This window comes from Pseudomonas mendocina (genome assembly GCF_003008615.1).
In the GTDB taxonomy this organism is placed as follows: Bacteria; Pseudomonadota; Gammaproteobacteria; order Pseudomonadales; family Pseudomonadaceae; genus Aquipseudomonas; species Aquipseudomonas mendocina_C.
The window spans coordinates 1,672,360-1,699,042 of record NZ_CP027657.1 but is presented as its reverse complement, the minus strand read 5'-3'; the positions used below and the strand labels follow the sequence as shown (position 1 = coordinate 1,699,042).

General features: G+C 63.7%; 26 protein-coding genes. 17 read left to right on the top strand and 9 right to left on the bottom strand.

The genetic code is table 11. The features are described from left to right. Positions 1-6: 6 nt before the first annotated feature. Together metK and C7A17_RS07845 are read right to left on the bottom strand one after the other, a co-directional pair. Positions 7-1,197 carry a methionine adenosyltransferase gene (gene metK, locus C7A17_RS07850; protein ID WP_106737510.1) on the bottom strand — a complete coding sequence of 397 codons (1,191 nt, stop codon included), beginning with the start codon at positions 1,195-1,197 and terminating at the stop codon, positions 7-9. Next, a complete protein-coding gene (locus C7A17_RS07845) occupies positions 1,198-2,199 on the bottom strand; it encodes an ArsR/SmtB family transcription factor (RefSeq protein ID WP_106737509.1) in 1,002 nt (333 codons plus the stop codon). 267 nt (positions 2,200-2,466) lie between these two features. Here C7A17_RS07845 and tkt point away from each other — a divergent pair, with 267 nt between their 5' ends. The 10 genes from tkt (at position 2,467) to C7A17_RS07795 (ending at position 11,328) form a co-directional block, all read left to right on the top strand. Next, positions 2,467-4,467: a transketolase gene (tkt, locus tag C7A17_RS07840; RefSeq protein WP_106737508.1), complete on the top strand. Its 2,001-nt coding sequence runs from the start codon at positions 2,467-2,469 to the stop codon at positions 4,465-4,467. A 117-nt stretch (positions 4,468-4,584) separates the two neighbouring features. Then, a complete protein-coding gene (epd, locus tag C7A17_RS07835; protein WP_106737507.1) occupies positions 4,585-5,652 on the top strand; it encodes an erythrose-4-phosphate dehydrogenase in 1,068 nt (355 codons plus the stop codon). Between the two features lie 3 nt (positions 5,653-5,655). Then, entirely contained in the window at positions 5,656-6,816 is a 1,161-nt protein-coding gene (locus C7A17_RS07830; protein ID WP_106737506.1) for a phosphoglycerate kinase, read from the top strand. A 104-nt stretch (positions 6,817-6,920) separates the two neighbouring features. Further along, a complete protein-coding gene (locus C7A17_RS07825; RefSeq protein ID WP_106737505.1) occupies positions 6,921-7,106 on the top strand; it encodes a hypothetical protein in 186 nt (61 codons plus the stop codon). Positions 7,107-7,118: 12 nt separating this feature from the next. After that, positions 7,119-7,445, top strand: a complete 327-nt coding sequence (locus C7A17_RS07820) for an MliC family protein (protein ID WP_106737504.1) — start codon at positions 7,119-7,121, stop codon at positions 7,443-7,445. Between the two features lie 123 nt (positions 7,446-7,568). Continuing rightward, positions 7,569-8,633, top strand: a complete 1,065-nt coding sequence (gene fba, locus C7A17_RS07815) for a class II fructose-bisphosphate aldolase (RefSeq protein ID WP_106737503.1) — start codon at positions 7,569-7,571, stop codon at positions 8,631-8,633. A gap of 55 nt (positions 8,634-8,688) precedes the next feature. Beyond that, positions 8,689-9,123 (top strand): hypothetical protein, encoded by a 435-nt coding sequence (locus C7A17_RS07810; RefSeq protein WP_106737502.1) that lies wholly within the window; start codon positions 8,689-8,691, stop codon positions 9,121-9,123. An 81-nt stretch (positions 9,124-9,204) separates the two neighbouring features. Further along, the gene (locus tag C7A17_RS07805; RefSeq protein ID WP_106737501.1) at positions 9,205-9,681 is read left to right on the top strand and encodes a hypothetical protein; all 477 of its coding nucleotides are present in this window, start codon (positions 9,205-9,207) and stop codon (positions 9,679-9,681) included. Between the two features lie 12 nt (positions 9,682-9,693). After that, positions 9,694-10,794 (top strand): PQQ-dependent sugar dehydrogenase, encoded by a 1,101-nt coding sequence (locus C7A17_RS07800; protein WP_106737500.1) that lies wholly within the window; start codon positions 9,694-9,696, stop codon positions 10,792-10,794. Between the two features lie 39 nt (positions 10,795-10,833). Further along, positions 10,834-11,328, top strand: coding sequence for a YgjP-like metallopeptidase domain-containing protein (locus C7A17_RS07795; RefSeq protein WP_199796441.1), 495 nt, complete (start codon positions 10,834-10,836; stop codon positions 11,326-11,328). A 95-nt stretch (positions 11,329-11,423) separates the two neighbouring features. On the opposite strand, the gene C7A17_RS07790 is transcribed toward C7A17_RS07795, so the two are convergent. The 4 genes from C7A17_RS07790 to yccS all read right to left on the bottom strand — a co-directional run bounded on the left by C7A17_RS07790 (position 11,424) and on the right by yccS (position 16,269). Then, positions 11,424-11,657, bottom strand: coding sequence for a DUF2789 domain-containing protein (locus C7A17_RS07790; protein ID WP_106742801.1), 234 nt, complete (start codon positions 11,655-11,657; stop codon positions 11,424-11,426). A 61-nt stretch (positions 11,658-11,718) separates the two neighbouring features. Then, on the bottom strand, positions 11,719-12,189 hold the full coding sequence (locus C7A17_RS07785) for a GreA/GreB family elongation factor (protein WP_106737498.1): 471 nt from the start codon (positions 12,187-12,189) through the stop codon (positions 11,719-11,721). Between the two features lie 54 nt (positions 12,190-12,243). Further along, a complete protein-coding gene (locus C7A17_RS07780) occupies positions 12,244-14,040 on the bottom strand; it encodes a diguanylate cyclase (protein ID WP_106737497.1) in 1,797 nt (598 codons plus the stop codon). 57 nt (positions 14,041-14,097) lie between these two features. Next, a complete protein-coding gene (gene yccS, locus C7A17_RS07775) occupies positions 14,098-16,269 on the bottom strand; it encodes a YccS family putative transporter (RefSeq protein WP_106737496.1) in 2,172 nt (723 codons plus the stop codon). Positions 16,270-16,424: 155 nt separating this feature from the next. Between yccS and C7A17_RS07770 the strand changes: the two genes are divergently transcribed. The 6 genes from C7A17_RS07770 to ald all read left to right on the top strand — a co-directional run bounded on the left by C7A17_RS07770 (position 16,425) and on the right by ald (position 21,840). Further along, entirely contained in the window at positions 16,425-17,792 is a 1,368-nt protein-coding gene (locus tag C7A17_RS07770) for an NfeD family protein (protein ID WP_106737495.1), read from the top strand. Further along, the gene (locus C7A17_RS07765; RefSeq protein WP_106737494.1) at positions 17,792-18,553 is read left to right on the top strand and encodes a slipin family protein; all 762 of its coding nucleotides are present in this window, start codon (positions 17,792-17,794) and stop codon (positions 18,551-18,553) included. The genes C7A17_RS07770 and C7A17_RS07765 overlap by 1 nt, the downstream gene beginning before the upstream one ends. A gap of 88 nt (positions 18,554-18,641) precedes the next feature. Beyond that, on the top strand, positions 18,642-19,181 hold the full coding sequence (locus C7A17_RS07760; protein WP_106737493.1) for a TetR/AcrR family transcriptional regulator: 540 nt from the start codon (positions 18,642-18,644) through the stop codon (positions 19,179-19,181). 64 nt (positions 19,182-19,245) lie between these two features. Further along, positions 19,246-19,947 (top strand): glutathione S-transferase family protein, encoded by a 702-nt coding sequence (locus C7A17_RS07755; RefSeq protein ID WP_106737492.1) that lies wholly within the window; start codon positions 19,246-19,248, stop codon positions 19,945-19,947. Then, positions 19,944-20,627, top strand: coding sequence for a glutathione S-transferase N-terminal domain-containing protein (locus C7A17_RS07750; RefSeq protein ID WP_106737491.1), 684 nt, complete (start codon positions 19,944-19,946; stop codon positions 20,625-20,627). Before C7A17_RS07755 ends, C7A17_RS07750 begins: the two co-directional genes overlap by 4 nt. Before the next feature lie 91 nt (positions 20,628-20,718). Continuing rightward, positions 20,719-21,840: an alanine dehydrogenase gene (gene ald / locus C7A17_RS07745; protein WP_106737490.1), complete on the top strand. Its 1,122-nt coding sequence runs from the start codon at positions 20,719-20,721 to the stop codon at positions 21,838-21,840. Positions 21,841-21,856: 16 nt separating this feature from the next. On the opposite strand, the gene C7A17_RS07740 is transcribed toward ald, so the two are convergent. Continuing rightward, a complete protein-coding gene (locus tag C7A17_RS07740; RefSeq protein WP_106737489.1) occupies positions 21,857-23,041 on the bottom strand; it encodes a BaiN/RdsA family NAD(P)/FAD-dependent oxidoreductase in 1,185 nt (394 codons plus the stop codon). A gap of 208 nt (positions 23,042-23,249) precedes the next feature. Between C7A17_RS07740 and C7A17_RS07735 the strand changes: the two genes are divergently transcribed. Next, complete coding sequence (locus C7A17_RS07735; RefSeq protein WP_106737488.1) at positions 23,250-23,981, top strand: substrate-binding periplasmic protein; 732 nt, start codon at positions 23,250-23,252, stop codon at positions 23,979-23,981. Here the strand turns inward: C7A17_RS07735 and C7A17_RS07730 are convergent, their stop codons facing one another. Together C7A17_RS07730 and dbpA are read right to left on the bottom strand one after the other, a co-directional pair. Further along, on the bottom strand, positions 23,982-25,217 hold the full coding sequence (locus tag C7A17_RS07730) for a GGDEF domain-containing response regulator (RefSeq protein ID WP_106737487.1): 1,236 nt from the start codon (positions 25,215-25,217) through the stop codon (positions 23,982-23,984). Between the two features lie 41 nt (positions 25,218-25,258). Next, a complete protein-coding gene (gene dbpA / locus C7A17_RS07725) occupies positions 25,259-26,635 on the bottom strand; it encodes an ATP-dependent RNA helicase DbpA (protein WP_106737486.1) in 1,377 nt (458 codons plus the stop codon). Positions 26,636-26,683 lie beyond the last annotated feature (48 nt).

Sequence of the window (26,683 nt, the reverse complement as noted above, 5' to 3'; positions counted from 1 at the left end):
TGAACCTTACAGGCCGGCAGCGGCGCGCAGGTCGGCAGCCTTGTCGGTGCGTTCCCAGGTGAAGGTGGTGAAGCTGTCGTCGCCGACGGTCTTGGATTGCGGCGTGCGGCCGAAGTGGCCGTAGGCAGCGGTTTCCTGATACATCGGGTGCAGCAGGTCGAGCATCTTGGTGATGGCGTACGGACGCAGGTCGAAGACTTCACGCACCAGCTGGATGATCTTCTCTTCGGCGATCTTGTGGGTACCGAAGGTGTTGATCGAGATGGAGGTCGGCTGGGCCACGCCGATGGCGTAGGACACCTGGATCTCGCAGCGTTCGGCCAGGCCGGCGGCAACGATGTTCTTGGCCACGTAGCGGCCGGCGTAGGCTGCCGAGCGGTCGACCTTGGACGGATCCTTGCCGGAGAAGGCACCACCGCCGTGACGGGCCATGCCGCCGTAGCTGTCGACGATGATCTTGCGACCGGTCAGGCCGCAGTCGCCCACCGGGCCGCCGATGATGAACTGGCCGGTCGGGTTGATGTGGAACTGGGTGTCCTTATGCAGCAGTTCGGCTGGCAGCACGTGCTTGACGATCAGCTCCATCACGCCATCGCGCAGGTCGTCGTATTTCACTTCCGGGTTGTGCTGGGTGGACAGCACGACTGCGTCGATGGCCGCGACCTTGCCATTCTCGTAGCGGCAGGTGACCTGGGATTTGGCATCCGGGCGCAGCCACGGCAGCAGACCGGACTTGCGCGCTTCGGCCTGGCGCTCGACCAGACGGTGCGAGAGCACGATGGGAGCCGGCATCAGCACGTCGGTTTCGTTGCTGGCGTAGCCGAACATCAGGCCCTGGTCGCCGGCACCCTGATCTTCCGGCTTGGCACGGTCGACGCCCTGGTTGATGTCCGGGGATTGCTTGCCGATGATGTTGAGCACGCCGCAGGTGACGCCGTCGAAGCCGACGTCGGAGCTGGTGTAGCCAATGTCGCAGATGACGTCGCGAACGATCTGCTCCAGATCGACCCAGGCGCTGGTGGTGACTTCACCGGCAACGATGGCTACGCCGGTCTTGACCAGGGTTTCCACGGCCACGCGGGCATGCTTGTCCTGGGCGATGATGGCGTCGAGCACCGCATCGGAGATCTGGTCGGCGATCTTGTCCGGATGCCCTTCGGACACGGACTCGGAGGTAAACAGGGAATATTCGCTCATCTATCGGTTCCTTTCTTGCCGGAGGCTGAAGGCGCTATGCGCATCGGGTTTGGCAAAGTGCCGTAATTGAATCTGAAAGCCGTTTTTCAGGCCTATGTAGAGGCTTTCGCCGGGCGTCAGGCCGGCGGCCGTCGCCCAGCGCGCCAGGTCTTCCTGTTCGAAGCCGAGCCACAAGTCGCCACAGGCTTCGCGCGCCCAGCTCTGGTCGTGGCTGCACAGTTCGCTGAGCAGCAGGCTGCCGCCCGGTGCGACCAGGTCGGCAAGCTTGCGAAAGGCTTCGGCCGGCGTGGCGAAGTGGTGCAGCACCATGTTCAACACCACGCAGTCAGCGGCAAGTTGCTCATCCTGCAGCGCATCGGCCAGCTTCAACTCGACGTTATGCAGGCCGATGGCCGCGCAGCGTTGGCTGGTCAGTTCGAGCATAGCCGGGCTGTTGTCCAGCGCCGTGACGTGGGCGAAGCGACTCGCCAGCTCGGGCAGGAAGGCTCCGTCACCCGGGCCGATCTCCAGTGCTGTGGCGCTTGGGGCGAAGCCCAGCGCATCGAGCAGTGCCAACAGGCTGTCGCGGTACTGCGGCAGGCCGGCGATCAGATCCTGCTGGGCCTGGAAACTGCTGGCCATGCGCGCGAAGAAATCGCGGCTGACGGTAGCGCGCTGCTGGTGCACGGTGGCGATACGTGCCTGCACCTCGCCGGGCAGCGACAGTTCGTCGATGTCCTCCAGCAGGGCGGCGTGCAGGCGGCCGTTGGGCAGGGCACGGCGATAGAAGATCGCGTTGCCCTCGCGGCGCGTGGCCACCAGGCCGACCTGGGACAGTACCTTGAGGTGATGGCTCATGCCCGACTGGCCAATGGCGAAGATCTGCGCCAGCTCCAGTACGCCGAACGAGTCGTTGCTCAAGGCGCGCAGAACGTTCAGACGCAGCGGATCGCCGCCGGCCTTGCACAGGGCGGCGAGCTCGTCGCAGGGGTCGAATTCCAGCTGGGATGCACGCAGGGTCATGGGGCGCAGTCTAGCCGGTCATTTTTCATACAGCAATGCCAATATCAAAAAGTTTTGATATTGGTGCTGTGGCTATTCAGGCGTCTGGCTCTGCTCCAGAAACACTGCAGGCGCCGGGCAGTCCAGCGGTGAGCGTTCTGACCGAGCTGGCAGGTTGATTTAGCCTCTACGACCATCTGTCATTGCCCCGCGGGGCCCGGCTGGGCGAAAATGGCCCCCTTTTTTCGCCCCCTTCATTCAGAAGCAGCCCCCGTAGGAGATTCAGCGATGCCCAGCCGTCGTGAGCGAGCCAATGCCATTCGTGCCCTCAGCATGGATGCAGTGCAGAAAGCCAACAGCGGCCACCCCGGTGCCCCCATGGGTATGGCGGATATCGCCGAAGTGCTGTGGCGCGACTACCTCAAGCACAACCCGAGCAACCCGAACTTCGCCGATCGCGACCGCTTCGTGCTGTCCAACGGCCACGGTTCGATGCTGATCTATTCGCTGTTGCACCTGACCGGCTACGACCTGTCCATCGACGACCTGAAAAACTTCCGTCAACTGCACAGCAAGACTCCGGGTCACCCGGAATACGGCTACACCCCGGGCGTCGAGACCACCACCGGCCCGCTCGGCCAGGGCATCGCCAACGCCGTCGGTTTCGCCATTGCCGAGAAGGTACTGGGCGCGCAGTTCAACCGTGAAGGCCACGAGATCGTCGACCACAACACCTACGTGTTCCTCGGCGACGGCTGCATGATGGAAGGCATTTCCCACGAAGTCTGTTCGCTGGCCGGCACCCTGGGCCTGGGCAAGCTGATCGCCTTCTACGACGACAACGGCATCTCCATCGACGGCGAAGTCGAAGGCTGGTTTACCGACGACACGCCGAAGCGCTTCGAAGCCTACGGCTGGCAGGTGATCCGCAACGTCGACGGCCATGATGCCGAAGAGATCAAGATGGCCATCGAGACCGCGCGCAAGAGCGTGGACCAGCCAACCCTGATCTGCTGCAAGACCACCATCGGCTTCGGTTCGCCGAACAAGCAGGGCAAGGAAGAGTGCCACGGTGCCCCGCTGGGCAACGATGAAATCGCCCTGACCCGCGCCAACCTGGGCTGGAACCATGGCCCGTTCGAAGTCCCGGCCGAGATCTACGCCGAGTGGGACGCCAAGGCCGCCGGTGCTGCCGCCGAAGCCGCCTGGAATGACAAGTTTGCTGCCTACGCCGCCGCCCATCCCGAGCTGGCTGCCGAGTTCAAACGCCGCATCGCTGGTGAGCTGCCGGCCGACTTCGCCGAGAAGGCCGCTGCCTACATCAAGGACGTTGCCGAGAAGGGCGAGACCATCGCCAGCCGTAAGGCCAGCCAGAACGCACTGAATGCCTTCGGCCCGCTGCTGCCGGAGTTCCTCGGTGGTTCGGCCGACCTGGCCGGCTCCAACCTGACCTTGTGGAAGGGCTGCAAGGGCGTCTCCGCTGAAGACGCATCCGGCAACTACATGTTCTACGGCGTGCGCGAGTTCGGCATGAGCGCGATCATGAACGGCATCGCCCTGCACGGCGGCTTCGTGCCCTACGGTGCGACCTTCCTGATCTTCATGGAATACGCGCGCAATGCCGTGCGCATGTCCGCGCTGATGAAGAAGCGCGTCCTCTACGTGTTCACCCACGACTCCATCGGTCTCGGCGAAGACGGCCCGACCCACCAGCCGATCGAGCAACTGGCCAGCCTGCGTGGCACGCCGAACCTCGACACCTGGCGCCCGGCCGATGCCGTGGAATCCGCCGTGGCCTGGAAATACGCCATCGAGCGCGCCGACGGCCCCAGCGCCCTGGTGTTCAGTCGTCAGAACCTGCCGCACCAGAGCCGCGATGCCCAGCAACTGGCTGACGTCGCGCGCGGCGGCTATGTGCTCAAGGACAGCGCTGGCGAGCCGGAGCTGATCCTGATCGCTACCGGTTCGGAAGTCGGCCTGGCCGTGGCTGCTTACGACAAACTGACCGCTGCAGGCCGCAAGGTGCGCGTGGTGTCGATGCCGTCCACCAGCGTGTTCGACCAGCAGGACGCCGCTTACAAGCAGGACGTGCTGCCGCTGCAGGTCGGTGCGCGCATCGCCATCGAGGCCTCGCACGCCGACTACTGGTACAAGTACGTGGGCCTGGAAGGTCGCATCATCGGCATGACCAGCTTCGGTGAGTCGGCCCCGGCCCCAGCGCTGTTCGAGCACTTCGGTTTCACCGTCGACAATATCGTCGCCACTGCCGAAGAACTGCTGGACGCCTGAGTTGAGAACGACGCAGTAACGGTGGTTCGGGGCGCGTAGCTGGCGCCCCGATTCACCGCTACAGCGCCCGGTGGTTCGATAAAGCGCGATCCACCTTACGTTCATCCGAGACCTCTTATGTCCAATCGCCCCTATCGTGTCGCCCTCAACGGCTATGGCCGCATCGGCCGTTGCGTGCTGCGCGCGCTGCACGAGCGTGGCAATTCAGCGAGCCTGGAAATCGTCGCGCTGAACGACCTGGCCGATCAGGCCAGCATCGAATACCTGACCCGCTTCGACTCCACTCACGGACGTTTTCCCGGCGAGGTGAAGGTCGATGGCGACTGCCTGCATATCAACGGCGTTTGCGTGAAGGTGCTGCGCCAGAGCGAGCCCGAGGCCATCGACTGGGCGGCGCTGGACATCGACCTGCTACTGGAGTGTTCCGGGCAGTACGTCACCCGCGATCAGGCGCAGCGTTTCATCGACGCTGGCGCTCCGCGGGTGTTGCTGTCGCAGCCGATGGCCAGCGAGGCGGATATCGACGCCACGGTGGTTTATGGCGTCAATCAGCAATGCCTCAGTGGTGCCGAACAACTGGTATCCAATGCCTCCTGCACCACCAACTGCGGTGTGCCGCTGCTGAAACTTCTCGATGAGGTGGTGGGTCTGGAGTACGTCTCCATTACCACCATCCACTCGGCGATGAATGACCAGCCCGTGATCGATGCCTACCACCACGAAGACCTGCGCCGCACGCGCTCGGCCTTCCAGTCGGTGATTCCGGTGTCCACCGGCCTGGCCCGCGGTATCGAACGTCTGCTGCCGGAGCTTGCCGGGCGTATCCAGGCCAAGGCCATTCGCGTGCCGACGGTCAACGTTTCCTGCCTGGACATCACCCTGCAGACTGCCCGCGACACCTCTGCCGAAGAGATCAACCGCGTGCTGTGTCAGGCCGCAGAAAGTGGCCCGCTCAAGGGGCTGCTGGCCTACACCGAACTGCCGCACGCCAGCTGCGATTTCAACCATGATCCGCACTCGGCCATCGTCGACGGCAGCCAGACCCGCGTGTCCGGCCCGCGCCTGGTCAACCTGCTGGCCTGGTTCGACAACGAGTGGGGGTTTGCCAACCGTATGCTCGATGTTGCCGAACATTTTCTCGCTGTATCCACTTCCTCCGTACAACCAGCCTTTGTGAAGGACTGATCCATGACCGTTCTGAAGATGACCGACCTCGACCTCGCTGGTAAGCGCGTGTTGATCCGCGAAGACCTCAACGTCCCGGTGAAGGACGGTGTGGTCAAGAGCGACGCGCGTATCCTCGCCTCCTTGCCGACCATCAAGCTGGCGCTGGAGAAGGGCGCTGCCGTGCTGGTCTGCTCGCACCTGGGGCGCCCGGAAGAGGGCATCTACAGTGAGGAAGACAGCCTGGCGCCGGTCGCCGCCTACCTGAGCAAGGCGCTCGGCCGCGACGTGCCGCTGGTCAAGGACTATCTCGGTGGTGTCGAGGTCAAGGCCGGTGAGCTGGTGCTGCTGGAGAACGTGCGCTTCAACAAGGGCGAGAAGAAGAACACCGACGAGCTGGCCCAGCAGTACGCCGCCCTGTGCGACGTATTCGTGATGGACGCCTTCGGCACCGCCCACCGCGCTCAGGGTTCGACCCACGGTGTGGCCAAGTTCGCCAAGGTCGCCTGCGCCGGCCCGCTGCTGGCTGCCGAGCTGGACGCGCTGGGCAAGGCCCTGGACAAGCCGGCGCGGCCGATGCTGGCTATCGTCGCCGGCTCCAAGGTGTCGACCAAGCTGGACGTGCTCAATTCCCTGGCCGATATCTGCGACTCGCTGATCGTCGGCGGCGGCATCGCCAACACCTTCCTCGCCGCTGCCGGCCTGCCGGTGGGCAAATCGCTGTACGAGGCCGATCTGGTCGAGACTGCCAAGGCTATCGCGGCCAAGGTCAGCGTACCGCTGCCGGTCGATGTGGTGGTGGCCAAGGAATTCGCCGAATCGGCCTCCGCCACCGTCAAGGCGGTCAAGGACGTGGCCGAGGACGACATGATCCTCGACATCGGCCCGCAAACCGCAGCGATGTTCGCCGAGATGCTCAAGGCCTCGCAGACCATTCTGTGGAACGGCCCGGTCGGCGTGTTCGAGTTCGATCAGTTCGGCAACGGAACCAAGGCCCTGGCCCTGGCCATCGCCGAAAGCCCGGCGTTCTCCATCGCAGGCGGCGGCGATACTCTGGCTGCCATCGACAAGTACGGCGTGGCGGACAAGATTTCCTACATTTCCACCGGTGGCGGCGCGTTCCTCGAGTTCGTCGAGGGCAAAGTGCTGCCAGCCGTGGAAGTGCTGGAACAACGCGCACAATAAACACCAGCTAGGGTGAATGGAGTCACCCTGCGCCACGGCGGATAAAACCCTGACGTGAACGGGTGGTCTGTAGAAGACCGGATCATCGAACAAGGAGTCATGTCATGGACAAGTTAGCCGCTTTGAGCGTCATTGGTATGTTGCTGGCCGGTTGCACCAGCGGTGGTCGGGAGGCGGCCTGCGAGGTATTCAGTCCTGCGCAGATCGAAACCCCGACCACTCAGGATGATCAGCGTGTCGAGGAGAGCACCGGGCAGCCTACTGGCCCGGCGCCGGAACAGCGTTGCTGACGAGGAGAAGCAATGAGCGGGATTAAACTGGCGGGTTTTGCCGCCGTCGCACTGCTGCTTGCGGCGTGCAGCAGCCAGCCGGCGGCGCCGGATCACTGGAATCGCTGGGTTTGCGATAGCCAGACCGAGGTGCAATGGCGTTTCGCCAATGGCGGTTTCGATCAGGTAGATGTACGCCTGGGCGGTGATGACATCGTCTACCGCCTGACCCAGGAGCCGGCGGCATCCGGCGCGCTGTACAGCGACGGACGTCTGTCCTTCCACACCAAGGGTGAGGAAGGCCTGGTCTACTGGACGGCGACCGATGACCTGATCGGCCGCGGCTGCAAGGCGCCGTAACATTCTCGGCGACGCCGAGGCGAGAACTGCGGGCATGCCCGAGCTTCACGAAACTTGAACAACGCCTGCCCCTGCGGCAGGCTTGCACGATTAACGACCTCCAAACCGGGAGACAGAAACACCATGGCACTTATCAGCATGCGCCAGATGCTCGACCACGCCGCCGAATTCGGCTACGGCGTGCCGGCCTTCAACGTCAACAACCTCGAGCAGATGCGCGCCATCATGGAAGCCGCCGACAAGACCGATTCGCCGGTCATCGTCCAGGCCTCCGCTGGTGCCCGCAAGTACGCCGGTGCGCCGTTCCTGCGCCACCTGATCCTGGCTGCCATCGAAGAATTTCCGCATATCCCGGTGTGCATGCACCAGGATCACGGCACCAGCCCGGACGTTTGCCAGCGCTCCATCCAACTGGGTTTCAGCTCGGTGATGATGGACGGTTCGCTGAAGGAAGACGGCAAGACCCCGGCCGACTACGACTACAACGTCCGCGTGACTCAGCAGACCGTGGCGTTCGCCCATGCCTGCGGTGTGTCCGTGGAAGGCGAACTGGGTTGCCTGGGCAGCCTGGAAACCGGTATGGCCGGTGAAGAAGATGGCGTCGGCGCCGAAGGCGTACTGGATCACAGCCAACTGCTGACTGATCCGGAAGAAGCCGCCGACTTCGTCAAGAAGACCCAGGTCGATGCCCTGGCCATCGCCATCGGCACCAGCCACGGCGCCTACAAGTTCACCAAGCCGCCAACCGGCGATGTGCTGTCGATCCAGCGCATCAAGGAAATCCACGCGCGCATCCCCAACACCCACCTGGTGATGCATGGCTCCTCCTCCGTTCCGCAGGAATGGCTGAAGGTGATCAACGAGTTCGGCGGCGACATCAAGGAAACCTACGGTGTGCCGGTCGAGGAAATCGTCGAGGGCATCAAGCACGGCGTGCGCAAGGTCAACATCGACACCGACCTTCGCCTGGCCTCCACCGGTGCCATCCGCCGCATGATGGCCGAGCACCCGAGCGAGTTCGACCCGCGCAAGTTCTTCGCCAAGACCATCGTCGCCATGCGTGACATCTGCATCGCCCGCTACGAAGCCTTTGGCACCGCTGGCAATGCCTCCAAGATCAAGCCGATCTCCCTGGAAGGCATGTACCAGCGTTACGCCAGCGGCGAGCTGAACGCCAAGGTCAACTGAGCCTGATGCGTTACCCGGAGCCCCGCTTTTGCGGGGCTTTTTCATGGAGCAGCCGATGAAGAAGCTGGCGCTTGCCTGGCTAACCATTGCGGCGCTGGCCGGTTGCGCCGTCGCCCCGCCAGTACCCGCACCCAGTCCGGAAGTGGGCGCGTACGCCATCGACCCGTTGCGTTGTGACACTCGTTCCGAGTGCACCACCAAGGTGTCGCGTACCCTGCTGTTCGTGTTCGACTACTCTGCTGCCGGTGCACCGCTGGTGCAGCGAGATGGGCGCCTGCTGTTCACGCCCGAGGATGCCCCCGCGAGCGACTGGCCGGCATTGCGGATTGAGCTGGCCAAGCCGGTCGACGGCCGCTTTTCCCTCCAGAGCGAATGCCGTCAGACGCCCTGCCGAACCTCCCCGGCAGCCCTGCAGGAGGCCTACCAGCATTACCTTATGGGCAAAGGCTGTACCTGGCGGGGTGGTCTGTGCCTGCCGGCGCAGAGGTAAAACCCTGTAAAACTCCCGAAGCATGACGGCGGGCGTGGTACGCCATAATTCGTGGACTGTCGTTCCGGGAAACTGCCACCCATGTCCAGCAAGCCGCGCCTGTTGCTCGCTTTCATCCTCGCCGTGTTGCTGGCCTCGCTGCTTGCCTCGATCTTCCAGACCCAGACCAATCTTGCCGCCTTGCAGGCTCTCGGTGCGCCCATGCCAATGGATGTGCGCCTCGGCACTACCTGCCTCGACCTGCTTGGCTTCGCTCCGACCTTCGCTCTGCTCAGCACATTGGGCTTCATTTTCGCCCTGCCACTGGCTGCCTGGTGCGCAAGGCGCATGCCGACATTGCGTTGGGCGATCTTCCTGCTGGCTGGCGCCATCGCTATCTGGTGTGCGTTGGCGTTGGCCAACACGCTAGCGCCCATGCCGACGTTGATTGCGGCTGATCGCAGCTCGCTCGGCACGCTTGGCCTGATGTTCTGCGGCAGCGTCGGCGCCTTGCTGTTCGGCTTGCTCGGCCGGCGTGCCGGTCGCCCTGCGTCATCGACCTCTTCCGACTCCCTCTGACAAGGCGTGCCCATGTTGAGATTCTCCCGTGCGCTGCTGCTTGGCGCCCTGTTCGGCAGTGCTCCGCTGCTGGCTCAGGACTACCGCATCGAAACCTTCAGCGAGGGACTGGAACATCCCTGGGCAATGGCCTTCCTGCCGGACGGGCGCATGCTGGTCACCGAGCGTGTCGGCCGCCTGCGTATCGTCGAGGCCGACGGTAGCCTCGATCCGGAGCCGGTAGCTGGCGTGCCCGAGGCGTTTATCGCCGCACAGGCGGGGTTGATGGAAGTGGCGCTGGATCCTGACTACACCGATAACCGCTGGCTCTACCTGAGCTATGCGCACGGTTCGCTGGAGGCCAACAACACGCGTCTGGCCCGTGCCCGACTGGTGGATGGTGAACTGCACGACTTCGAAGTGCTGTTCACCGCGCAGCCGCTCAAGGAAGGCGCTGCGCACTACGGCGGGCGCATTGCCTTTCTCGCCGACAAGACCCTGGTGTTGACCCTGGGCGACGGATTCGACTGGCGCGAAGAAGCGCAGAATCCGGCCAATCACCTGGGCAAGATCGTGCGGCTGAATCGCGACGGCAGCGTGCCGCAGGACAACCCGCTGCTGGGCAAGGAGGGCGCGGCCCCGGAGATCTACAGCCTGGGTCACCGTAACGTGCAGGGCATCTTCTTCGACGCCGAGAATGATCGCCTGTATAGCCACGAGCACGGCCCACGCGGTGGCGACGAGCTCAACCTGATCGAGGCCGGCAACAACTACGGCTGGCCGCTGGCGACCTTTGGCGTCGACTACACCGGCGCGCGTATCAGCCCCTACACCGAGCTGCCGGGTCTGAGCGCACCGCTGTTGCACTGGACGCCTTCGGTGGCGCCTTCGAGCCTGACCCTGTATCGCGGCGAGCTGTTTCCCAACTGGCGGGGCGATTTGTTCGCGGCCACGCTGGCCGAGCGCAGCGTCCGGCGCATCCGCGTGCTCGACGGCATGCTGGCGGGGGAAGAGGTGCTATTCGAAGAGCTGGACGAACGTATTCGCGACGTGCGTAGTGGGCCCGATGGCGCGCTCTATCTGCTTAGCGACAGTGCCGAAGGGCGCGTGCTGCGGGTGGTGCCGAGCGAATAGCGCAGCATCCGTTACACTGGCGGCCCTGATGATTGTGGGATCGTATCGGTGAAGTACCTCCAGGGTTATCCCGTTGCCTTGCAGCAGCAAGTCCGCCAACTGATCGCCGATGACCGGCTGGGCGATTACCTGGCGCAGCGCTATCCAGGTCGGCATGAGGTACAGAGCGACAAGGCCCTGTACGGCTATGTGATGGCGCTCAAGCAGGAGCATCTGAAGAATGCGCCGGCCATCGACAAGGTGCTCTACGATAACCGCCTCGACCTTACCCACCGTGCACTGGGGCTGCACACGGCGATCTCGCGGGTACAGGGCGGCAAGCTCAAGGCGAAGAAGGAAATTCGTGTCGCGTCTTTGTTTCGCGACGCGGCGCCGGCCTTTCTGCAGATGATCGTGGTGCATGAGCTGGCGCATCTGAAAGAGAGCGATCACAACAAGGCGTTCTACAAGCTGTGCGACCACATGCTGCCGGGCTATGCGCAGATCGAGTTCGACCTGCGCATGTACCTGACCTGGCGCGAGATGAGTTCGTAGGGGGTGTCGCGCGCACCGATGCCTCGGTGATAGGGAAAAACGGCGCGCACGGCTCACCTACCCGTCCGACCCGGTATTTGATGCCAGGCGCGGTATCAGCTGTGCAGGCGCAGGTTGAGTTGGTCGATCACCTCGGCCCAGTCGGCGTCCTCGAGTATCTCCTCGCGCAGCAGGGCGGCCTGGGCCGGGCTCCAGAACGCGACATCGGCCAGCGAGCGCCCGGCCGGCAGGGGCGAGTGGGTGCTGATGAAGGCGTTGATGCTGGCGGCATCGTTGGGCAGGCCGAGTTGCTTGAACAGGGCGGGCAGGTCGTGAACCGGGGTTTCCATGGCAGCCTCCAGGCGCTGAACGATCACTACTGATTACCAACCCTAGCTCAGATAGTTCCGCTCATTCGACTGCCAGTACCTCGAAGCACTGCTCGCCGAAACGTACTTCGTCGCCCACTGCCTTGCCCAGCAGGGCGTGCCCCAGTGGCGCGGCACTGCCGAGCACCTGGATGGTGTGACCGGCCTGTTGCAGCTTCATGCTCGCGCCCTGTGGGCCGAGGAACAGCCAACGCTCTTCGTCTTGCTCGTCGAGTAGCTGGATCAGCGCGCCCAATTCGATGCCTTGCACGTCATCGAACGGCCGTGGCCTCAACTGCCGCCAGGTGATCAGCGTCTGGCGCAGCTCCTCGACCCGTCGGGCCTGGCCGCTGGCCAGGTAGGCCGCCTCCAGGCCCAGGGTGTCGTACTTGTTCTCGGCGACGTTCTCTTCGTGGGTGGCCGCTTCGTGCGCGCTGAGGGCGGCGAGGGTGGCTTGTTCGAGGTCGGCCTGCAGGTGGGCGAGCACGTCTTGCAACAGCAGATTCTTGTCCATGGTGCGCTTTCGATTACGAGGTGAGGAGCTGGGCCGTGGCCCAGCTTCAAAGGTCTAGGGGGCTAGCTGCACGCGGTTGCGACCTTCGGCCTTGGCCCGGTACATGGCCGCATCGGCCCGGCGAATCAGCGTGGTGGCATCGTCGCTACCATGACTCAGGACGATGCCGATGCTGGCACCGACGCGCACGGTACGATCTTCCAGGTACATGGGCGTGTCCAGCCCTTCCAGCAGGCGCTTGGCCAGATCGCGCGCATGTTCGGCCGATTGCACGTTCTCGCAGATCACCACGAATTCGTCACCGCCCAGGCGGGCGGGAAGGTCGGCGTCGCGCAGGTACTGGCGCAAGCGCTGAGCCACTTCGGCCAGTACCCGATCACCGAATTCGTGGCCATGCTGATCGTTGATCGGTTTGAAGCCGTCCAGATCGATCAGCATCACCGCCAGCAGTTCATTGCGCCTGACGCTGCGCGCCAGTGCCTGATCCAGATGCTGTTGTAGTGCGGTGCGGTTGGCCAGGCCCGTGAGCGGGTCTTGCAGGGCCAGTTCGCTGAGGCGCTGATTGGCCTGTTCCAGCGCCTGGGTGCGTTCGGTCACCCGTTTGGCGAGGATCTGCTCGTTGAGCTGCAGCGCTGCCTCGCGCTGGCGTTTGAGCTCGTTGAAGCGCGCCGCCAGGGCGAAGGACAGCAGGATCATTTCCAGTCCGGAGCCGATCTGCATGGCATACAGGGTGAGGAAGTTCGACGGGATAAGCGCGAAGTTGCGCAGCGCTAACAGTACCGCACCGGTCAGCAGCATCAGCCAGGCCAGGGCGAACAGGCGGGCGCCGGGCACTCGATAGCCGACGCAGACGAAGCTGGTGAGTAGCAGCGTCAGGGTGGCGATCAGGCCGGTCAGCGACATCAACTGCAAGGCACGCTGCACGGGCAGCAGGACGGTGGCCAGTACCGCAGCACCGATGGCGATGCACAGGGCCAGCAGGCCCTTGTCCCAGCGTGGCAGCCACTGGCGGGTGTCGAGGAAGCTGCGGGCGAATACCACCGACAGCAGTGCCGCCGAGGTCAGGCTGACCGGCAACATCCGATTGCTCCAGGGCGCTGCCTGAGGCCACAGGTACTGCGCGCCGAGGCCGTTGAGCGAGAGGACGCTGAGGGCGAAGGCGAACATGAACAGTACGTAGTTGAGGAAGGGGCGTTCGCGCAGGGCGAGGAACAGCAGCAGGTTGTACAGGCCCAAAGCGATCAGCACACCGAAGTAGATGGCGTGTACCAGGTAGCCGTTCTGGCTGTGCTGCTCGAAATCGCGCAGCGACATCAGCCCGCCGCTCAGGGTCATGCTGCCGCGCGAGTCGACGTGCAGGTACAGCGTGCGCTGTTCGCCCGGTTGCAGGACGATTTCGAACACCGGGTAACGATGGCCGATGCTGCGTTCGGCGTAAGGCACGGTATCGCCACTGCGTGACTCGCGCACGCCATCGGCGCCGATGTCATACAGGCGTACTTCATCGAGCGAGGCGTAGTTCAGCTCCAGGCGCCAGATGCGCGTTTCGCTGGCTTCGGACTGCAACGGCAGGCGCAGCCAGATCACGCCTTGCACGTAGCCGAAGCTGAGATCACGACGGGTCAGCGAGGTGCTGAACGGTGCATCGGCGGCCCGCACGTCATCCAGCGTCAACGTGCCTTGCGGGTCGGCAAGAAAATCGACCAGGCCGTAGAGATCCTGCGGTGCACTGCTGTCACCCAGGCGGGTGTTTGCCTCAGTCAGCTGGCTGTTCAGCGACAGACAAAGCATCAGCAGCAGGCCCGGCAACGAGGCCAGGAAGGCGGAGACAGTATGTCGGCTGGTTGGCATGGGGAAAGCCTGGGAGGTAGGCGTGCCTAGATAGTGGCAGAAAGCCCTGTCGTGCAGCTAGTGCCTGTCCTTGTGCAGATGTGCACCCAGGGTGCGCAACGGCGCAAGTTGGCGGCAAATCAGCGCCAGTTGCGTCTGTACCAGGCGCTGACGCTCATCGGCGTCATCGGCGATCTGTTCCAGTTCCTGCGCCAGTGCCTGCTCCTCGTCGCTGTGAATGGCCAGTGGGCGTTCGCCACGCAGGCCTGCGGCGATGTCATCGAGGCTGCGTGCGAGAACCTCGGCCTGCTCCAGCAACTGCGCCTGAGCGGCGTGCGGCAGTTGTTCGCCGCGGTGCGCACCAAGCCCGGAGAGGTAGCTGAGCAGGGTGTGCGACAGCACCAGAAAGCGAAACCCCTGATCCGCGTCCTTACGGAAGTGGCCGGGCTCCATCAGCATGTTGCCGAGGGTGGTGGACAGCGCTGCGTCGGCATTGTGTGCGTTGCGGCGGGCCAGGCGGTAGCCCAGATCGTCGCGCTTGCCATTGGCGTACTGGGCGATGATCTGTCGCAGGTAGGCGCTGTTGCAACTCAGCGTGCCGGCCAGCATGCGGCCCAGGCGCCGGCCCTGCCAGTCCGGCAGGATCAGGAACACTGCCAGGCCGGCGATCAGGCCGCCGAGCAGGGTATCGACCAGACGTGGCAGGAACAGGCCGTAGCCATCGCCGATCTGGTTGAAGCAGAACAGCACCAGCAGGGTGATCGCCGCCGTGGCCAGGGTGTAGCGCGTGGTTCGGGTGGCGAAGAAGGCGACGCCGGCGACCACGGCGAACAGCGCTTGTACGCGTGGATCAGGAAACAGGTTGAACAGCGCCCAGCCGATACCCAGCCCAAGCAGGGTGCCGGTGATGCGCTGCACCAGTTTGAGACGGGTAGCGCCGTAGTTCGGTTGGCAGACGAACAGGGTGGTCAGCAGAATCCAGTAGCCCTGAGCCGGGTGGATCAGGTGCAGCAGACCGTAGCCGGCGGCCAGGGCGATGGACAAGCGTAGGGCGTGGCGAAACAGCAGTGAGGTGGGCGTCAGTTGCTGGCCGATGCGCTCCATCACTTCGCGTAGTGAATGTGGTTCGCGATCGAGCAGGCTGCTGTCCTGTTCATCGGCCAGGGCGTCAGGGTTGCTGGCGTTGCCAAGCAGCAGGTCGAGGCTGGCCAGGTTACCGGCCAAGGCGCCGAGCGAGCGCAGCAGGCGGCGCCAGGCTGGATTGCTCTGCAGATGCAGGTGGTCGAGCGAGGCGTGCAGGTCTTCCAGGGCCTGGCTGCACAGCTCGCGGTACTCGAACGGCTGGCGTAGCTCGATGGCGCTGCCCAGGCGCTCACAGGCCTCGCCGTGCAGGCGCAGCAGGCGCTGGCAGCGAAACAGTACATCGCTGTGGAAGAAGGCTTCGGCCAGTTCGTTGTAGGGGTAATGCGAGGAACTGGCGCGCTCGTGGATGTCCTGAGCGAGGAAATACAGCTTCAGGTAGCGATTGACCTTGGGGCCGGGGCGGCCATTGCCGACCCGGTGCAGGATTATCTCCTTGGCCGCATTGAGCGCCGACACCACCCGTCCGTTCTGCTGTGCCAGGGCCAGGCGCCGCTGCTCCACGTCCAGTTGGCGCAGGGGTTCGAACAGCGCCGCCTTGAGCTTGAGGTACTTGCCCAACTCGCGAAACAGCCGGGCCAGGCTCTGTTGCACCGGTTGGTGGGCGAACAGGCCGTGCCAGATCACCGAGAGCAGGCCATACCAGGCCGCGCCGGCCACCAGCAGCAGTGGTTCTAGCCAGAGACCGGCAACGCCGCCGCGCTGCTCGACGCCGATCATGCTGTACACGGCGAGAATCAGCGTGCCCGAGCCCAGCGTGGCGAAGCGCTCGCCGAGCGCGCCGAGCATACTCAGGAGGAAGGCCGACAGCGCCAGGGCGACGACGAACAGCCAGGGGTAAGGGAAGAGGAATTCGACCGCATAGGCCGCTGCACTGAAGCAGAGCAGGGTGACCAATACCGTGCCTAAGCGGCCTTGCCAACTGTCGTCGGTTTCGGTCAGCGCACTGGCGATGATGCCGAGAAACAGCGGGATCAACCCATGCACCCAGCCTTGCCACCAGCACAGCGCCAATGCGCCGGCCAGGGCGATGAACACCCGCAGACTGGCACTGAACTTGTCCAGCGCCCAGAGACGGCGCAGTGATTGGCGAAGGCGAGGGCGGGGCATGGAAGGTCTGGCGAGAAAAGGATGTGAGAAGCCTACCGGAACTCATTGGTCACTGGATATGCAATTGACCGCAACAGGCATGCCGCAGGGCTGTCCACATGGAGTGACGGGCCAGAATCATTCTCACCCTTCTGGCCCCCGAGGAGTCGAGCGTCATGTCTGTCTGGCTGCGAGCGTGTCTGTGTGCCCTGTTCTTCGCTGTGTCGCTGCAGCTGAGTGCGGCGCCGGGGGCGGTGGTGCAGTTGCAGGTCGATGGCGTGATCGGTCCGGCCAATGCCGACTACCTGGTGCGTGGCCTGAGCAAGGCTATCGATGAAGGCGCGCAATTGGTGGTGATCGAGATGGACACGCCTGGCGGGCTGGATAGCTCCATGCGCTCGATCATCAAGGCCATTCTCGCCAGCCCGGTGCCGGTCGCCACCTACGTCACCCCAGGCGGCGCGCGTGCAGCCAGCGCCGGCACCTACATCCTCTACGCCAGTCATGTCGCAGCCATGACGCCGGGCACCAACCTCGGCGCGGCGACGCCGGTGGCCATCGGCATGCCGGGGGCTGCGGACAAGCCCCAGGCGGGAAATGAGCCAAGCGAAGAGCGGCAGACCCCCTCCGATCCCATGGTGGCCAAGCAGGTCAACGATGCCGCTGCCTACATCCGTGGCCTGGCCAACCTGCATGGGCGCAACGCCGAATGGGCCGAGCGTGCAGTGCGCGAGGCGGTCAGCCTGTCCGCCGAGGAAGCCAAGGCGCAGAGCGTGATCGATTATCTGGCCGATGACTTGCCTGAGCTGTTGCGCCAGCTCGATGGCAATACCCTGCAGGTCGCAGGTCGTCCGGTGACGCTGAGCACGACCGATGCACCATTGCTCAGCCATGCGCCGGATTGGCGTACCCGCTTGCTGGCGGTGATCACCAATCCCAGCGTGGCCCTGGTGCTGATGATGATCGGTATCTACGGCCTGATCTTCGAATTCACCAGCCCCGGCAGTGGTGTCGGCGGAGTGATCGGTGGCATCAGCCTGATCATCGCGCTCTACGCCCTGCAATTGTTGCCCGTGAGCTACGCCGGAGTAGTACTGATTCTGCTGGGCATCGCCTTCATGGTGGCCGAAGCCTTCCTACCCAGTTTCGGCGTGCTCGGTATCGGTGGCGTGGCGTCATTCATTTTGGGTGCGTTGATCCTGATCGATACCGATGTGCCGGGCTTCGGCATTCCGCTGGCCTTGATCGTCACCCTGGCGCTGGTCAGTGCCGGGATGATCCTGGCGATTCTCGGCATGGCGTTGAAGGCCCGGCGACGCCAGCAGGTGGCTGGCGACAGCGGCCTGGTGGGTAGCCTGACCGCGATACAGGCCGTGCAACCGGATAATCCCATTACTGGCTGGGTCGTGCTGCAGGGTGAGCGTTGGCAGGTAACGGCCGCAGCGCCGTTGCAACCTGGCCAGCAGGTTCGAGTAACCGAGCGGCAAGGGTTGCGACTGCGCGTCAGTGCAGTCGACGAAGTGCCGCATGACGGAGGTGGATGATGGGTTTCGAATTGAGTTTTATCGCTTTGGCGATACTGATCCTGGCGCTGCTTGCCTCAACGTTTCGCATCCTGCGTGAGTACGAGCGAGGAGTAGTGTTCCAGTTGGGACGTTTCTGGCGAGTGAAGGGGCCGGGGTTGGTGATGGTGATACCCGGTGTACAGCAGATGGTGCGGGTTGATCTGCGCACCCTTGTCTTCGATGTTCCTGCCCAGGACGTGATCTCCAGGGACAACGTTTCGGTCAAGGTCAACGCGGTGGTCTACTTTCGCGTGCTCGACCCACAGAAGGCGATCATCCAGGTCGAGGACTACATGGTCGCCACCAGCCAGTTGGCCCAGACCACCTTGCGCGCGGTGCTCGGCAAGCATGAACTGGATCAGATGCTCGCCGAGCGCGAGCGGCTCAATGGCGACATCCAGCAGGTGTTGGACGCGCAGACCGATGCCTGGGGCATCAAGGTGGCCAACGTCGAGATCAAGCATGTCGACATCAACGAATCCATGGTGCGCGCCATCGCCCGCCAGGCCGAAGCCGAGCGTGAGCGACGGGCCAAGGTGATCCATGCCGAAGGTGAATTACAGGCATCGGAGAAACTGATGCAGGCGGCCGAAGTGCTCGGTCGGCAGAAGGGGGCCATGCAACTGCGTTATATGCAGACGCTGAGCAATATTGCCAACGACAAGAGTTCGACCATCGTCTTTCCATTGCCGGTAGATCTGTTGAGCGGGATCGTGGATATGAAGGAGCCCAAGGCTTGAGTTTGGAACTGATCGGTTCTAAATTCGCGGCATGACGACACGTGGACGCCCCAAAAGCTTCTGCCCGGATCGGGCGCTGGAAAATGCCATGCAGCTGTTCTGGCAGCGCGGCTATGAGGCCGCTTCGCTGCAGGATCTGCAGGCAGTTACCGGCCTGTCCAAGAGCAGCCTGTACCAGACCTACCCGAGCAAGCAGGCCTGGTTCGCCGCTGCGTTCGGCCGCTACGTGGAGCAGCGTCGCGCCCTGTTGCTGGAACAGCTGGAGGCCAGCGCTTCGCCGCTCGGTTTCATTCGTGGCCGCTTGCTCAGTGTGCTCGATGACGGGGGCTCGAATGGCGTGCCGCGTGGCTGCATGTTGGTCAACGTAGCCAACGAATTCTCGCTGTCGGAGCCCGTGCTGGTGCCTGTGCTGCAGCACGCCACGGCGGGTATCTGCCAGGTGTTCGAGCAGGCGCTGCTACGCGCCGTCGCCTGTGGCGAGCTGCCGGCAAGGGACGATTTGCAAGCTTGCGCCGGTTATCTGCAATGCGTGATGAGTGGGCTGCGTACCCAGGTCAAGTCCGGGCTGCCGGCTGAATCGATCCGCGCCACCGTCGCTGTGGTGATGAAAAGCCTGGACGGGGCCTGAGTTTCGCTGCGGGTTGTTTGTTCGTTTATTTGTGGACTGATTGGTTCTTAATTGGGGAGTGGATATGCGAGAGTTGTTCGAGCTGTGCGGGGCTGATCGCGAGCTGGTGTTTTCGCCATACTGCTGGCGTGTGCGCCTCGCTCTGGCGCACAAGGGATTGGATTACCAGAGCCGGCCGACACGCTTCACCGATAAGGAGCTGATCGCCTTTTCCGGGCAGAAACTGGTGCCGGTGCTGACCGATGACGGCGAAACGCTGCATGACAGCATGGCCATCTTCGCCTACCTGGATCGACGCTACCCGCAGCATCCGCTGCTCGGCGACGCGCTGGCCGCCGAGCGGGCGCGACTGTTCGAGCGCCTGAGCTTTCACATGGTGCGCGTGCCGTTGTTGAAGATTCTGATTCCGCGGGTCTGGCAGGTCATCGATCCGGCTGACCGTGAGTATTTCCGCAGCAGCCGTGAAAAGGCCTTGGGCATGAGCCTGGAGGATTTCGCTGATCCGCAGGGCGGTGAGCGGCTGTTCCGGGAGGCAGTGGCGCCGCTGGAAATGTGGCTGCGTGAACAACCCTTCTTCGAGGGCCAGGCGCCCGGCGGTTGCGACTACCTGCTGGCCGGCATGCTGTTCTGGGCCTGGTGCCTGGGCGCGCAGCCATGGGCTGATGATTCGGCACTCGGCGCTTGGTTCGCCCGCATTGTGCAGACTTACGAAGCGACTCACGGCCCGGTCAAACGGGCCTCGACCCAGGCGGAGATGAGCAGATGATCGACCTGTATTACTGGACTACCCCGAACGGCCACAAGGTCAGCATTTTTCTCGAAGAGGCTGGCCTGGAGTATCGCGTCATCCCGGTACACATCGGCAAGGGTGAGCAGTTCGAACCCGAATTTCTCAAGATCGCGCCGAACAACCGCATCCCGGCAATCGTCGATCAGGCGCCTGCAGACGGAGGCGAGCCCATCGCCCTGTTCGAGTCCGGGGCGATTCTCGAATACCTGGCCGACAAGAGCGGGCTGTTCCTGCCACGCGAGACCCGTGCACGCTTCAGCGTGCTGCAATGGCTGTACTGGCAGATGGGCGGCGTCGGACCGATGGCCGGGCAGAACCATCATTTCGTGCGTTACGCGCCGGAGCCAATTCCCTACGCCATCGAGCGTTACGTGAGGGAAACTGCCCGACTCTACGGCGTGCTGGATCGCCAGTTGGCCGAGCACGAATATGTGGCCGGCGACTATTCCATCGCCGACATGGCCATCTACCCCTGGGCCACATTGTGGCAAGCCCAGCAACAGAAGATCGAAGACTTCCCGCACATGGCTGCCTGGCTCGAGCGCATTGCCGCGCGTCCTGCCGTACAGCGTGCCTACGCACTGGTGGCCCAGGTGAACGAAGATCCGAAGGCCCTGCTGACCGCCGAGGCGCGGCGCCTGCTGTTCGGACAGTGACGGACGGACAGGTTTTCTCGCGGATTTCCCGGTGAGGCGCGTGACGCTTTCCTAGACTTCAGGTGTTGATCCTGAACGCTGGGAGAGAGTCATGCGAATCGGCGTACCCAAGGAAATCAAAAATCACGAGTACCGTGTCGGCCTTACGCCTGCGTCCGTGGCAGAACTGAGCGCACAGGGGCACGAGGTCTGGATCGAGACTCGTGCCGGTGCCGCCATCGGCTTTGCCGACGAGGATTACCGTGAGGCGGGCGCGCAGATCGCCAGGAGCGCCGGCGAGGTGTTTCAGCTGGCGCAGCTGATCGTCAAGGTCAAGGAGCCGCTCGCCGTGGAGCGGGCCCGGCTGCGCGAGCACCATACCTTGTTCACCTACCTGCACCTGGCGCCGGATCGGCCGCAGACCGAGGAATTGATGGCGAGCGGCGCCACCTGTATCGCCTACGAGACGGTGACCGATGCTCAGGGCCGCCTGCCATTGCTGGCGCCGATGTCGGAGGTCGCAGGGCGCATGTCGATCCAGGCCGGTGCCGGTTGCCTGGAGAAGGCGCGCGGTGGGCGTGGCGTGCTGCTGGGCGGGGTACCTGGCGTGGCGCCGGGCAAGGTGGCGATTCTCGGCGGCGGTGTGGTCGGTAGCCATGCGCTGGCGATGGCGGTCGGCCTCGGTGCCGATGTGACGGTGCTGGACAAAAGCGTCGATGCCCTGCGCCGGCTCGATGCCCGGTATGGCAACCGCATCACCACGCTCTATTCCACGCGCACTGCGCTACAGGAGCAGGTGCTGGCGGCCGATCTGGTCATCGGCGGCGTGCTGATCCCCGGGGCAGCAGCGCCCAAGCTGATCACGGCGGACATGGTGCGGCAGATGAAGGCCGGCGCGGTGCTGGTGGATGTGGCCATCGATCAGGGTGGCTGCGCCGAGACCTCGCGCGCCACCACCCATGCCGAGCCCACCTATGTTGTCGACGAGGTGGTTCATTACTGCGTGGCCAACATGCCGGGGGCGGTGGCGCGTACCTCGACCCAGGCGCTGAACAACGCCACGCTGCCGTTCGTCGTCGCCTTGGCGCAGAAAGGCACGCGTCGTGCGCTGGAGGAAGACCCGCACTTGCTGGCCGGCCTCAATGTGGCTGGCGGAGTGGTTACCTGCGAAAGCGTCGCGCAGGCGCACGGACTGGCTTTCCAGCCTGCTGCCAGTGTTATCGAGCGGTTGTAGCGCTCTTGCGCCGTGCTCAGGCGTACTGCGCGGCGGCGTAGCCCGAGGCCCAGGCCCACTGGAAGTTGAAGCCGCCGAGATGGCCGGTGACGTCCAGTACCTCGCCAATGAAATACAGTCCCGGCACCTTGAGCGACTCCAGGGTCTTGGACGACACCTCGTCGGTATTCACCCCGCCCAGGGTGACTTCGGCCGTGCGGTAGCCCTCGGTGCCGGCGGGCACCAGTTGCCAGTCGGACAGGCGCTCGGCAATCGCCTTCAGTTCGCCCGGCGTGTACTGCTTCAACGGCTTGTTGGTGAACCAGTTGTCCACCAGCAGGGTCGCCATCTTCTTGGTGAACAGCTCGGCCAGCAAGGTCTTCAGCTCGCTGTTACCGCGCTCGCGCTGTTGGGTCGCCAACCACTCGGGCAGGTCGATATGCGGCAGCAGGTCGATGTGCACGGTGTCGCCTGGTTGCCAGTAGGAGGAAATCTGCAGGATCGCCGGCCCGGACAGGCCGCGATGGGTGAACAGGATGTTCTCGACGAAGCTCTGGCCATTGCAGCTCACCCGGCAGTCCTCGACCGAGGTGCCGGAAAGCTCGGTGCACAACGTCTTGAGCTGCGGATCGGTGAGAGTGAAGGGCACCAGCCCGGCGCGGGTCGGCAGTACTTCATGGCCGAACTGCTTGGCCACCTGGTAACCGAAGCCGGTGGCGCCGAGGGTGGGAATCGACAGCCCGCCAGTGGCGATCACCAGCGACTGGCAGGCCACGGTGCCGAGATCGGTTTGCAGCAGGAAACCGCCTTCGGTTTTCTCGATGCTTTGCACGGCGGTATCCAGGCGAATCTGCGCGCCCGTTTCGGCACATTCGGTCAGCAGAAGTTCGAGAATATCGCTGGACTTGTTGTCGCAGAACAGTTGGCCGAGTTTCTTCTCGTGATATGGCACACCATGCTTGGCTACCAGGCCGATGAAATCCCACTGGGTGAAGCGCGCCAGGGCGGATTTGCAGAAGTGCGGGTTGCCGGAGAGGAAGTTGGCCGGCTCGCAGTACATATTGGTGAAGTTGCAGCGCCCACCGCCGGACATGAGGATTTTCTTGCCGGCCTTGTTGGCGTGGTCGAGTACCAACACGCGGCGGCCACGGGTAGCGGCAGTGGCTGCGCACATCAGTCCGGCAGCGCCTGCGCCAATGATCAGTACGTCGGTTTGCAACACGAAATGTCCCCAAGGTGAATCGCTGGCACAAATGGTGCTGCGAGAAAACCGGTGAAGTTTACCCGAAGCCGCTCTGGGTCGCCGATTCTGCCCAGCGTGTTGCCGACGAATGCGGAGTGCGCCAATGCTTGTCTCAGATTTGAGACAGTGACGAGTGGCGTTGCGCCTGCTATCACTAGAACTGATCAATTCGGATGGATCGCCACCAATGCTCGCAGTGCGTGCCTGGCTATTGCTCTTGCTGCTGTCGCCGGCACTGGCCTCGGCCGAGTTGTTGCGCCTGGTGGCTGATCCCTGGCCGCCTTTCAATGATCGGGACTTACCTGGCAATGGTCTGGCCAGTGATCTGGTGGAGCAGGCGCTGAAGCGTGCCGGCTACACCACCAGCTACGCCGAGGTTCCCTGGGAGCGAGCGGTGCTGGGGCTCAAACGCGGTGATTACGATGTGTTGATCAACGCCTGGTACAGTGCGGATCGTGCCGAGTACGGCTATTTCTCTCGCCCTTATCTGGTCAATCGTCTGCGTTTCATGCAGCGCAAGGGCAGCAATATTCGCTTCGAAACCCTGGCCGATCTCTACCCGCACAGCATCGCCGTGGTGCGTGGTTATGCCTATTCCAAGGAGTTCGACAGCGACCCCAACCTGCTCAAGGTGGGTGTTGGCAGCTTCGAGATCGCTGCGCGCATGTTGCATGCCGGGCGGGTGCAGCTGGCGCTGGAAGATGAACTGGTGGCGCGGTATCACATGGGGCGGGAGTTGAGCTCCATTCGCGGCGAGCTGGAGTTCCTGCCGCTGCCGTTGACCGAGAACGGCCTGCATATTCTGGTTCGTCGCAGTCGTGCCGATCACGAGGAAATCGCCAGTCGTTTCGACAAGGCGATCCAGGAGATGAGCGACGATGGTAGCTATGCCGCGACGCTGCAGCGCCACGGCCCTTGATCAGGCCAGCACCGTACGGGCGCGGCCCTGCTGCTTGGCCCGGTATAGCCGGATGTCAGCCTCGTGCAGAAGGCTTTCCAGGTCTTCTGGTTCGCCCTGGTACAGCCCCGCGCTGAACGACAAGGCCGGCGCGCCCACCGCGTAGTACAGGCTAGCGCATTGCCGCCGTAGCTTGTCCAGTGCCTGCACCACCTGCTCCGCATCATGCAGCGTGAGCAGGGCGAATTCCTCGCCCCCGAGTCGGCCCAGCAGCATATCGGGGAAGGCCGCACTCATTGCCCGGGCGAACACCACCAGGGCGCTGTCGCCGCTGGCATGACCGAAACCATCGTTGATCTGCTTGAAGTGGTCGAGGTCGAGCATCGCCACGCACACTTCGCGACGCTCGCGTTGTGCCTGTTGCAGCATCTGCAGTCCCTGCTCGTAGAAAGCGCGGCGGTTGTTCAGGCCGGTCAGGGCATCGAACTGTGCGGCTTTCTTCAGCGCGCGCAGCAGGTCGCGACGCTCCAGGGTGGACATCACCCGGCAATTCAGCTCTTCGGGGCAGAATGGTTTGCGCAGGAAGTCATCGGCACCATGCTTGATGAACTGCGCGCTGAGCGAGCCCTTGGGGTCGGCGGACACACCGATGATGATCAGGTCGTTGAGGCGCAGCTTTTGCCGCAGCAGCTTGACCAGCTCGAAACCGCTGACGCCGGGCATGGCATGGTCGAGTACCAGCAGGTCGAGATCCGGGTGCTCGCCCAGCTGGCGCAGGGTCTCCTTGCCGTCGCTGGCCTCGATGATCTGGTAGTGGTGCGGCTCGAGAATGTGGCGAATGTAGTGACGCTGCGCCGTGGAGTCGTCGGCGATGAGAATCTTGATATGGCTGTTGTGGTCGAGCCGGTGCAGTAGGCGGAAGGCGTACTCGTAGGAGTGCTGGCTTTCCTTGAGCACATAGTCGACCACGCCCTTCATCAGCAGGTCGTCACGGCGTTGCTCGTTGTAACTGCCGCTGAGGACGATGCACGGCAGGTGATAGCGCATCACCAGGTCGACGCTCTCGCCATCTGGCGCATCCGGCAGGTGCAGGTCGACGATGGCGGCGAAGAACAGCGCGGCCGAGGTCTCCAGCATCACTTCGGCTTCTGCCAGCGAGGCACAGAAGATCGGCTCCAGATCGGTTTCCTGGCGGAACAGATGTTCGAGGATCTTCAGAACCAGTGGACTGTCTTCAATGACCAGAATATTGCGCATGGGTAACTCCGGCCCAGGCCGTTTGATTCTTTATATCAACCTTACAATAGACGTACACGCAGAGTTCTACCCTTGATCTTGCCTTCGCTCAGGCGCTTCAGCGCCTGGCGCGCCACATCGCGGTGCACGGCAACGTAGGCCTGGTAATCGAACAGGGCGATCTTGCCGACCTGATCGCCAGGGATGCCGGCATCGCCGGTCAGGGCACCGAGGATGTCGCCAGGGCGCAGTTTCTCCTTGCGTCCGGCACCGATGCACAGCGTGTGCATCGGCGGCAGCAGCGGCTCGCCAGTCGCCTTGGCCGCAGGCAGCGGATACCAGGCCAGTTCCTTGCCCTGAAGCGCTTCGATGGCTTGGGCGCGACCGGCTTCGGCGGGCGCCACCAGGCTCAGCGCCAGGCCTTTTTCACCGGCGCGACCACTGCGACCGATGCGGTGGATATGCACCTCGGCATCACGCGACAGCTCGACGTTGATCACCATCTCCAGCCCGGCGATATCCAGGCCGCGCGCGGCAACGTCAGTGGCCACCAGCACGCTGAGGCTGCGGTTGGCGAACAGGGCGAGGATCTGATCGCGATCACGTTGCTCCAGATCGCCATGCAGTGCGGCGGCGGAAATCTTCTCGGCCTCTAGCTGCGCGGCCAGCTCGTCGCATTGCTGGCGCGTGGCGCAGAAGGCAACCACCGGTTGTTTGCGAAAATGCCGCAGCAGCGTGCTGACCGCTTCCATGCGTTGGCCTGGAGCAATTTCGTAGAAGCGTTGTTCGATCTGCCCGTCGTCATGCTGCGCCTCGACCTCGACCCGCTCGGGGCTGCGCAGGAAGCGCGCGGCGAGTTGTTCGATGCCGGTCGGATAGGTGGCGGAGAACAGCAGGGTCTGCCGGCGCGCCGGGGTTTGTTCGATGATGTCGCTGATACTGTCGACGAAGCCCATGTCGAGCATGCGATCCGCCTCGTCGAGCACCAGGGTATTGAGGCCATCGACCTTCAACGTGCCTTTGCGCAGGTGTTCCTGTACGCGGCCGGGAGTGCCGACGATCACGTGCGCGCCGTGCTCCAGCGAGCCGATCTGCGGGCCGAAGGGCACGCCGCCGCACAGGGTGAGCACCTTGATGTTGTCGGCCGCGCGGGCCAGGCGACGAATCTCTTTGGCTACCTGATCGGCCAGCTCGCGCGTCGGGCACAGCACCATGGCCTGGCAGCCGAAGTAGCGTGGGTTGAGCGGATGCAGCAGGCCGATGCCGAACGCTGCAGTCTTGCCGCTGCCGGTCTTGGCCTGGGCGATCAGGTCGCGGCCCTTGAGAATCAGCGGCAGGCTGGCGGCCTGGATGGGCGTCATCTCGGCATAGCCGATGGCGGCGAGATTGGCCTGCATGGCGGCGGAAAGGGGCAGGCTGGCGAAGGCGGTAGCGGTCACGGCAAGGGCTCGGGGCTGGTGAAACAGGGCGGCAGTGTATCAGGCCAC

Coding starts and splice junctions, on each gene's coding strand:
- metK (WP_106737510.1), bottom strand. CDS start 1,197: ATGAGCGAATATTCCCTGTTTACCTCCGAGTCCGTGTCCGAAGGGCAT.
- C7A17_RS07845 (WP_106737509.1), bottom strand. CDS start 2,199: ATGACCCTGCGTGCATCCCAGCTGGAATTCGACCCCTGCGACGAGCTC.
- tkt (WP_106737508.1), top strand. CDS start 2,467: ATGCCCAGCCGTCGTGAGCGAGCCAATGCCATTCGTGCCCTCAGCATG.
- epd (WP_106737507.1), top strand. CDS start 4,585: ATGTCCAATCGCCCCTATCGTGTCGCCCTCAACGGCTATGGCCGCATC.
- C7A17_RS07830 (WP_106737506.1), top strand. CDS start 5,656: ATGACCGTTCTGAAGATGACCGACCTCGACCTCGCTGGTAAGCGCGTG.
- C7A17_RS07825 (WP_106737505.1), top strand. CDS start 6,921: ATGGACAAGTTAGCCGCTTTGAGCGTCATTGGTATGTTGCTGGCCGGT.
- C7A17_RS07820 (WP_106737504.1), top strand. CDS start 7,119: ATGAGCGGGATTAAACTGGCGGGTTTTGCCGCCGTCGCACTGCTGCTT.
- fba (WP_106737503.1), top strand. CDS start 7,569: ATGGCACTTATCAGCATGCGCCAGATGCTCGACCACGCCGCCGAATTC.
- C7A17_RS07810 (WP_106737502.1), top strand. CDS start 8,689: ATGAAGAAGCTGGCGCTTGCCTGGCTAACCATTGCGGCGCTGGCCGGT.
- C7A17_RS07805 (WP_106737501.1), top strand. CDS start 9,205: ATGTCCAGCAAGCCGCGCCTGTTGCTCGCTTTCATCCTCGCCGTGTTG.
- C7A17_RS07800 (WP_106737500.1), top strand. CDS start 9,694: ATGTTGAGATTCTCCCGTGCGCTGCTGCTTGGCGCCCTGTTCGGCAGT.
- C7A17_RS07790 (WP_106742801.1), bottom strand. CDS start 11,657: ATGGAAACCCCGGTTCACGACCTGCCCGCCCTGTTCAAGCAACTCGGC.
- C7A17_RS07785 (WP_106737498.1), bottom strand. CDS start 12,189: ATGGACAAGAATCTGCTGTTGCAAGACGTGCTCGCCCACCTGCAGGCC.
- C7A17_RS07780 (WP_106737497.1), bottom strand. CDS start 14,040: ATGCCAACCAGCCGACATACTGTCTCCGCCTTCCTGGCCTCGTTGCCG.
- yccS (WP_106737496.1), bottom strand. CDS start 16,269: ATGCCCCGCCCTCGCCTTCGCCAATCACTGCGCCGTCTCTGGGCGCTG.
- C7A17_RS07770 (WP_106737495.1), top strand. CDS start 16,425: ATGTCTGTCTGGCTGCGAGCGTGTCTGTGTGCCCTGTTCTTCGCTGTG.
- C7A17_RS07765 (WP_106737494.1), top strand. CDS start 17,792: ATGGGTTTCGAATTGAGTTTTATCGCTTTGGCGATACTGATCCTGGCG.
- C7A17_RS07760 (WP_106737493.1), top strand. CDS start 18,642: ATGCAGCTGTTCTGGCAGCGCGGCTATGAGGCCGCTTCGCTGCAGGAT.
- C7A17_RS07755 (WP_106737492.1), top strand. CDS start 19,246: ATGCGAGAGTTGTTCGAGCTGTGCGGGGCTGATCGCGAGCTGGTGTTT.
- C7A17_RS07750 (WP_106737491.1), top strand. CDS start 19,944: ATGATCGACCTGTATTACTGGACTACCCCGAACGGCCACAAGGTCAGC.
- ald (WP_106737490.1), top strand. CDS start 20,719: ATGCGAATCGGCGTACCCAAGGAAATCAAAAATCACGAGTACCGTGTC.
- C7A17_RS07735 (WP_106737488.1), top strand. CDS start 23,250: ATGCTCGCAGTGCGTGCCTGGCTATTGCTCTTGCTGCTGTCGCCGGCA.
- C7A17_RS07730 (WP_106737487.1), bottom strand. CDS start 25,217: ATGCGCAATATTCTGGTCATTGAAGACAGTCCACTGGTTCTGAAGATC.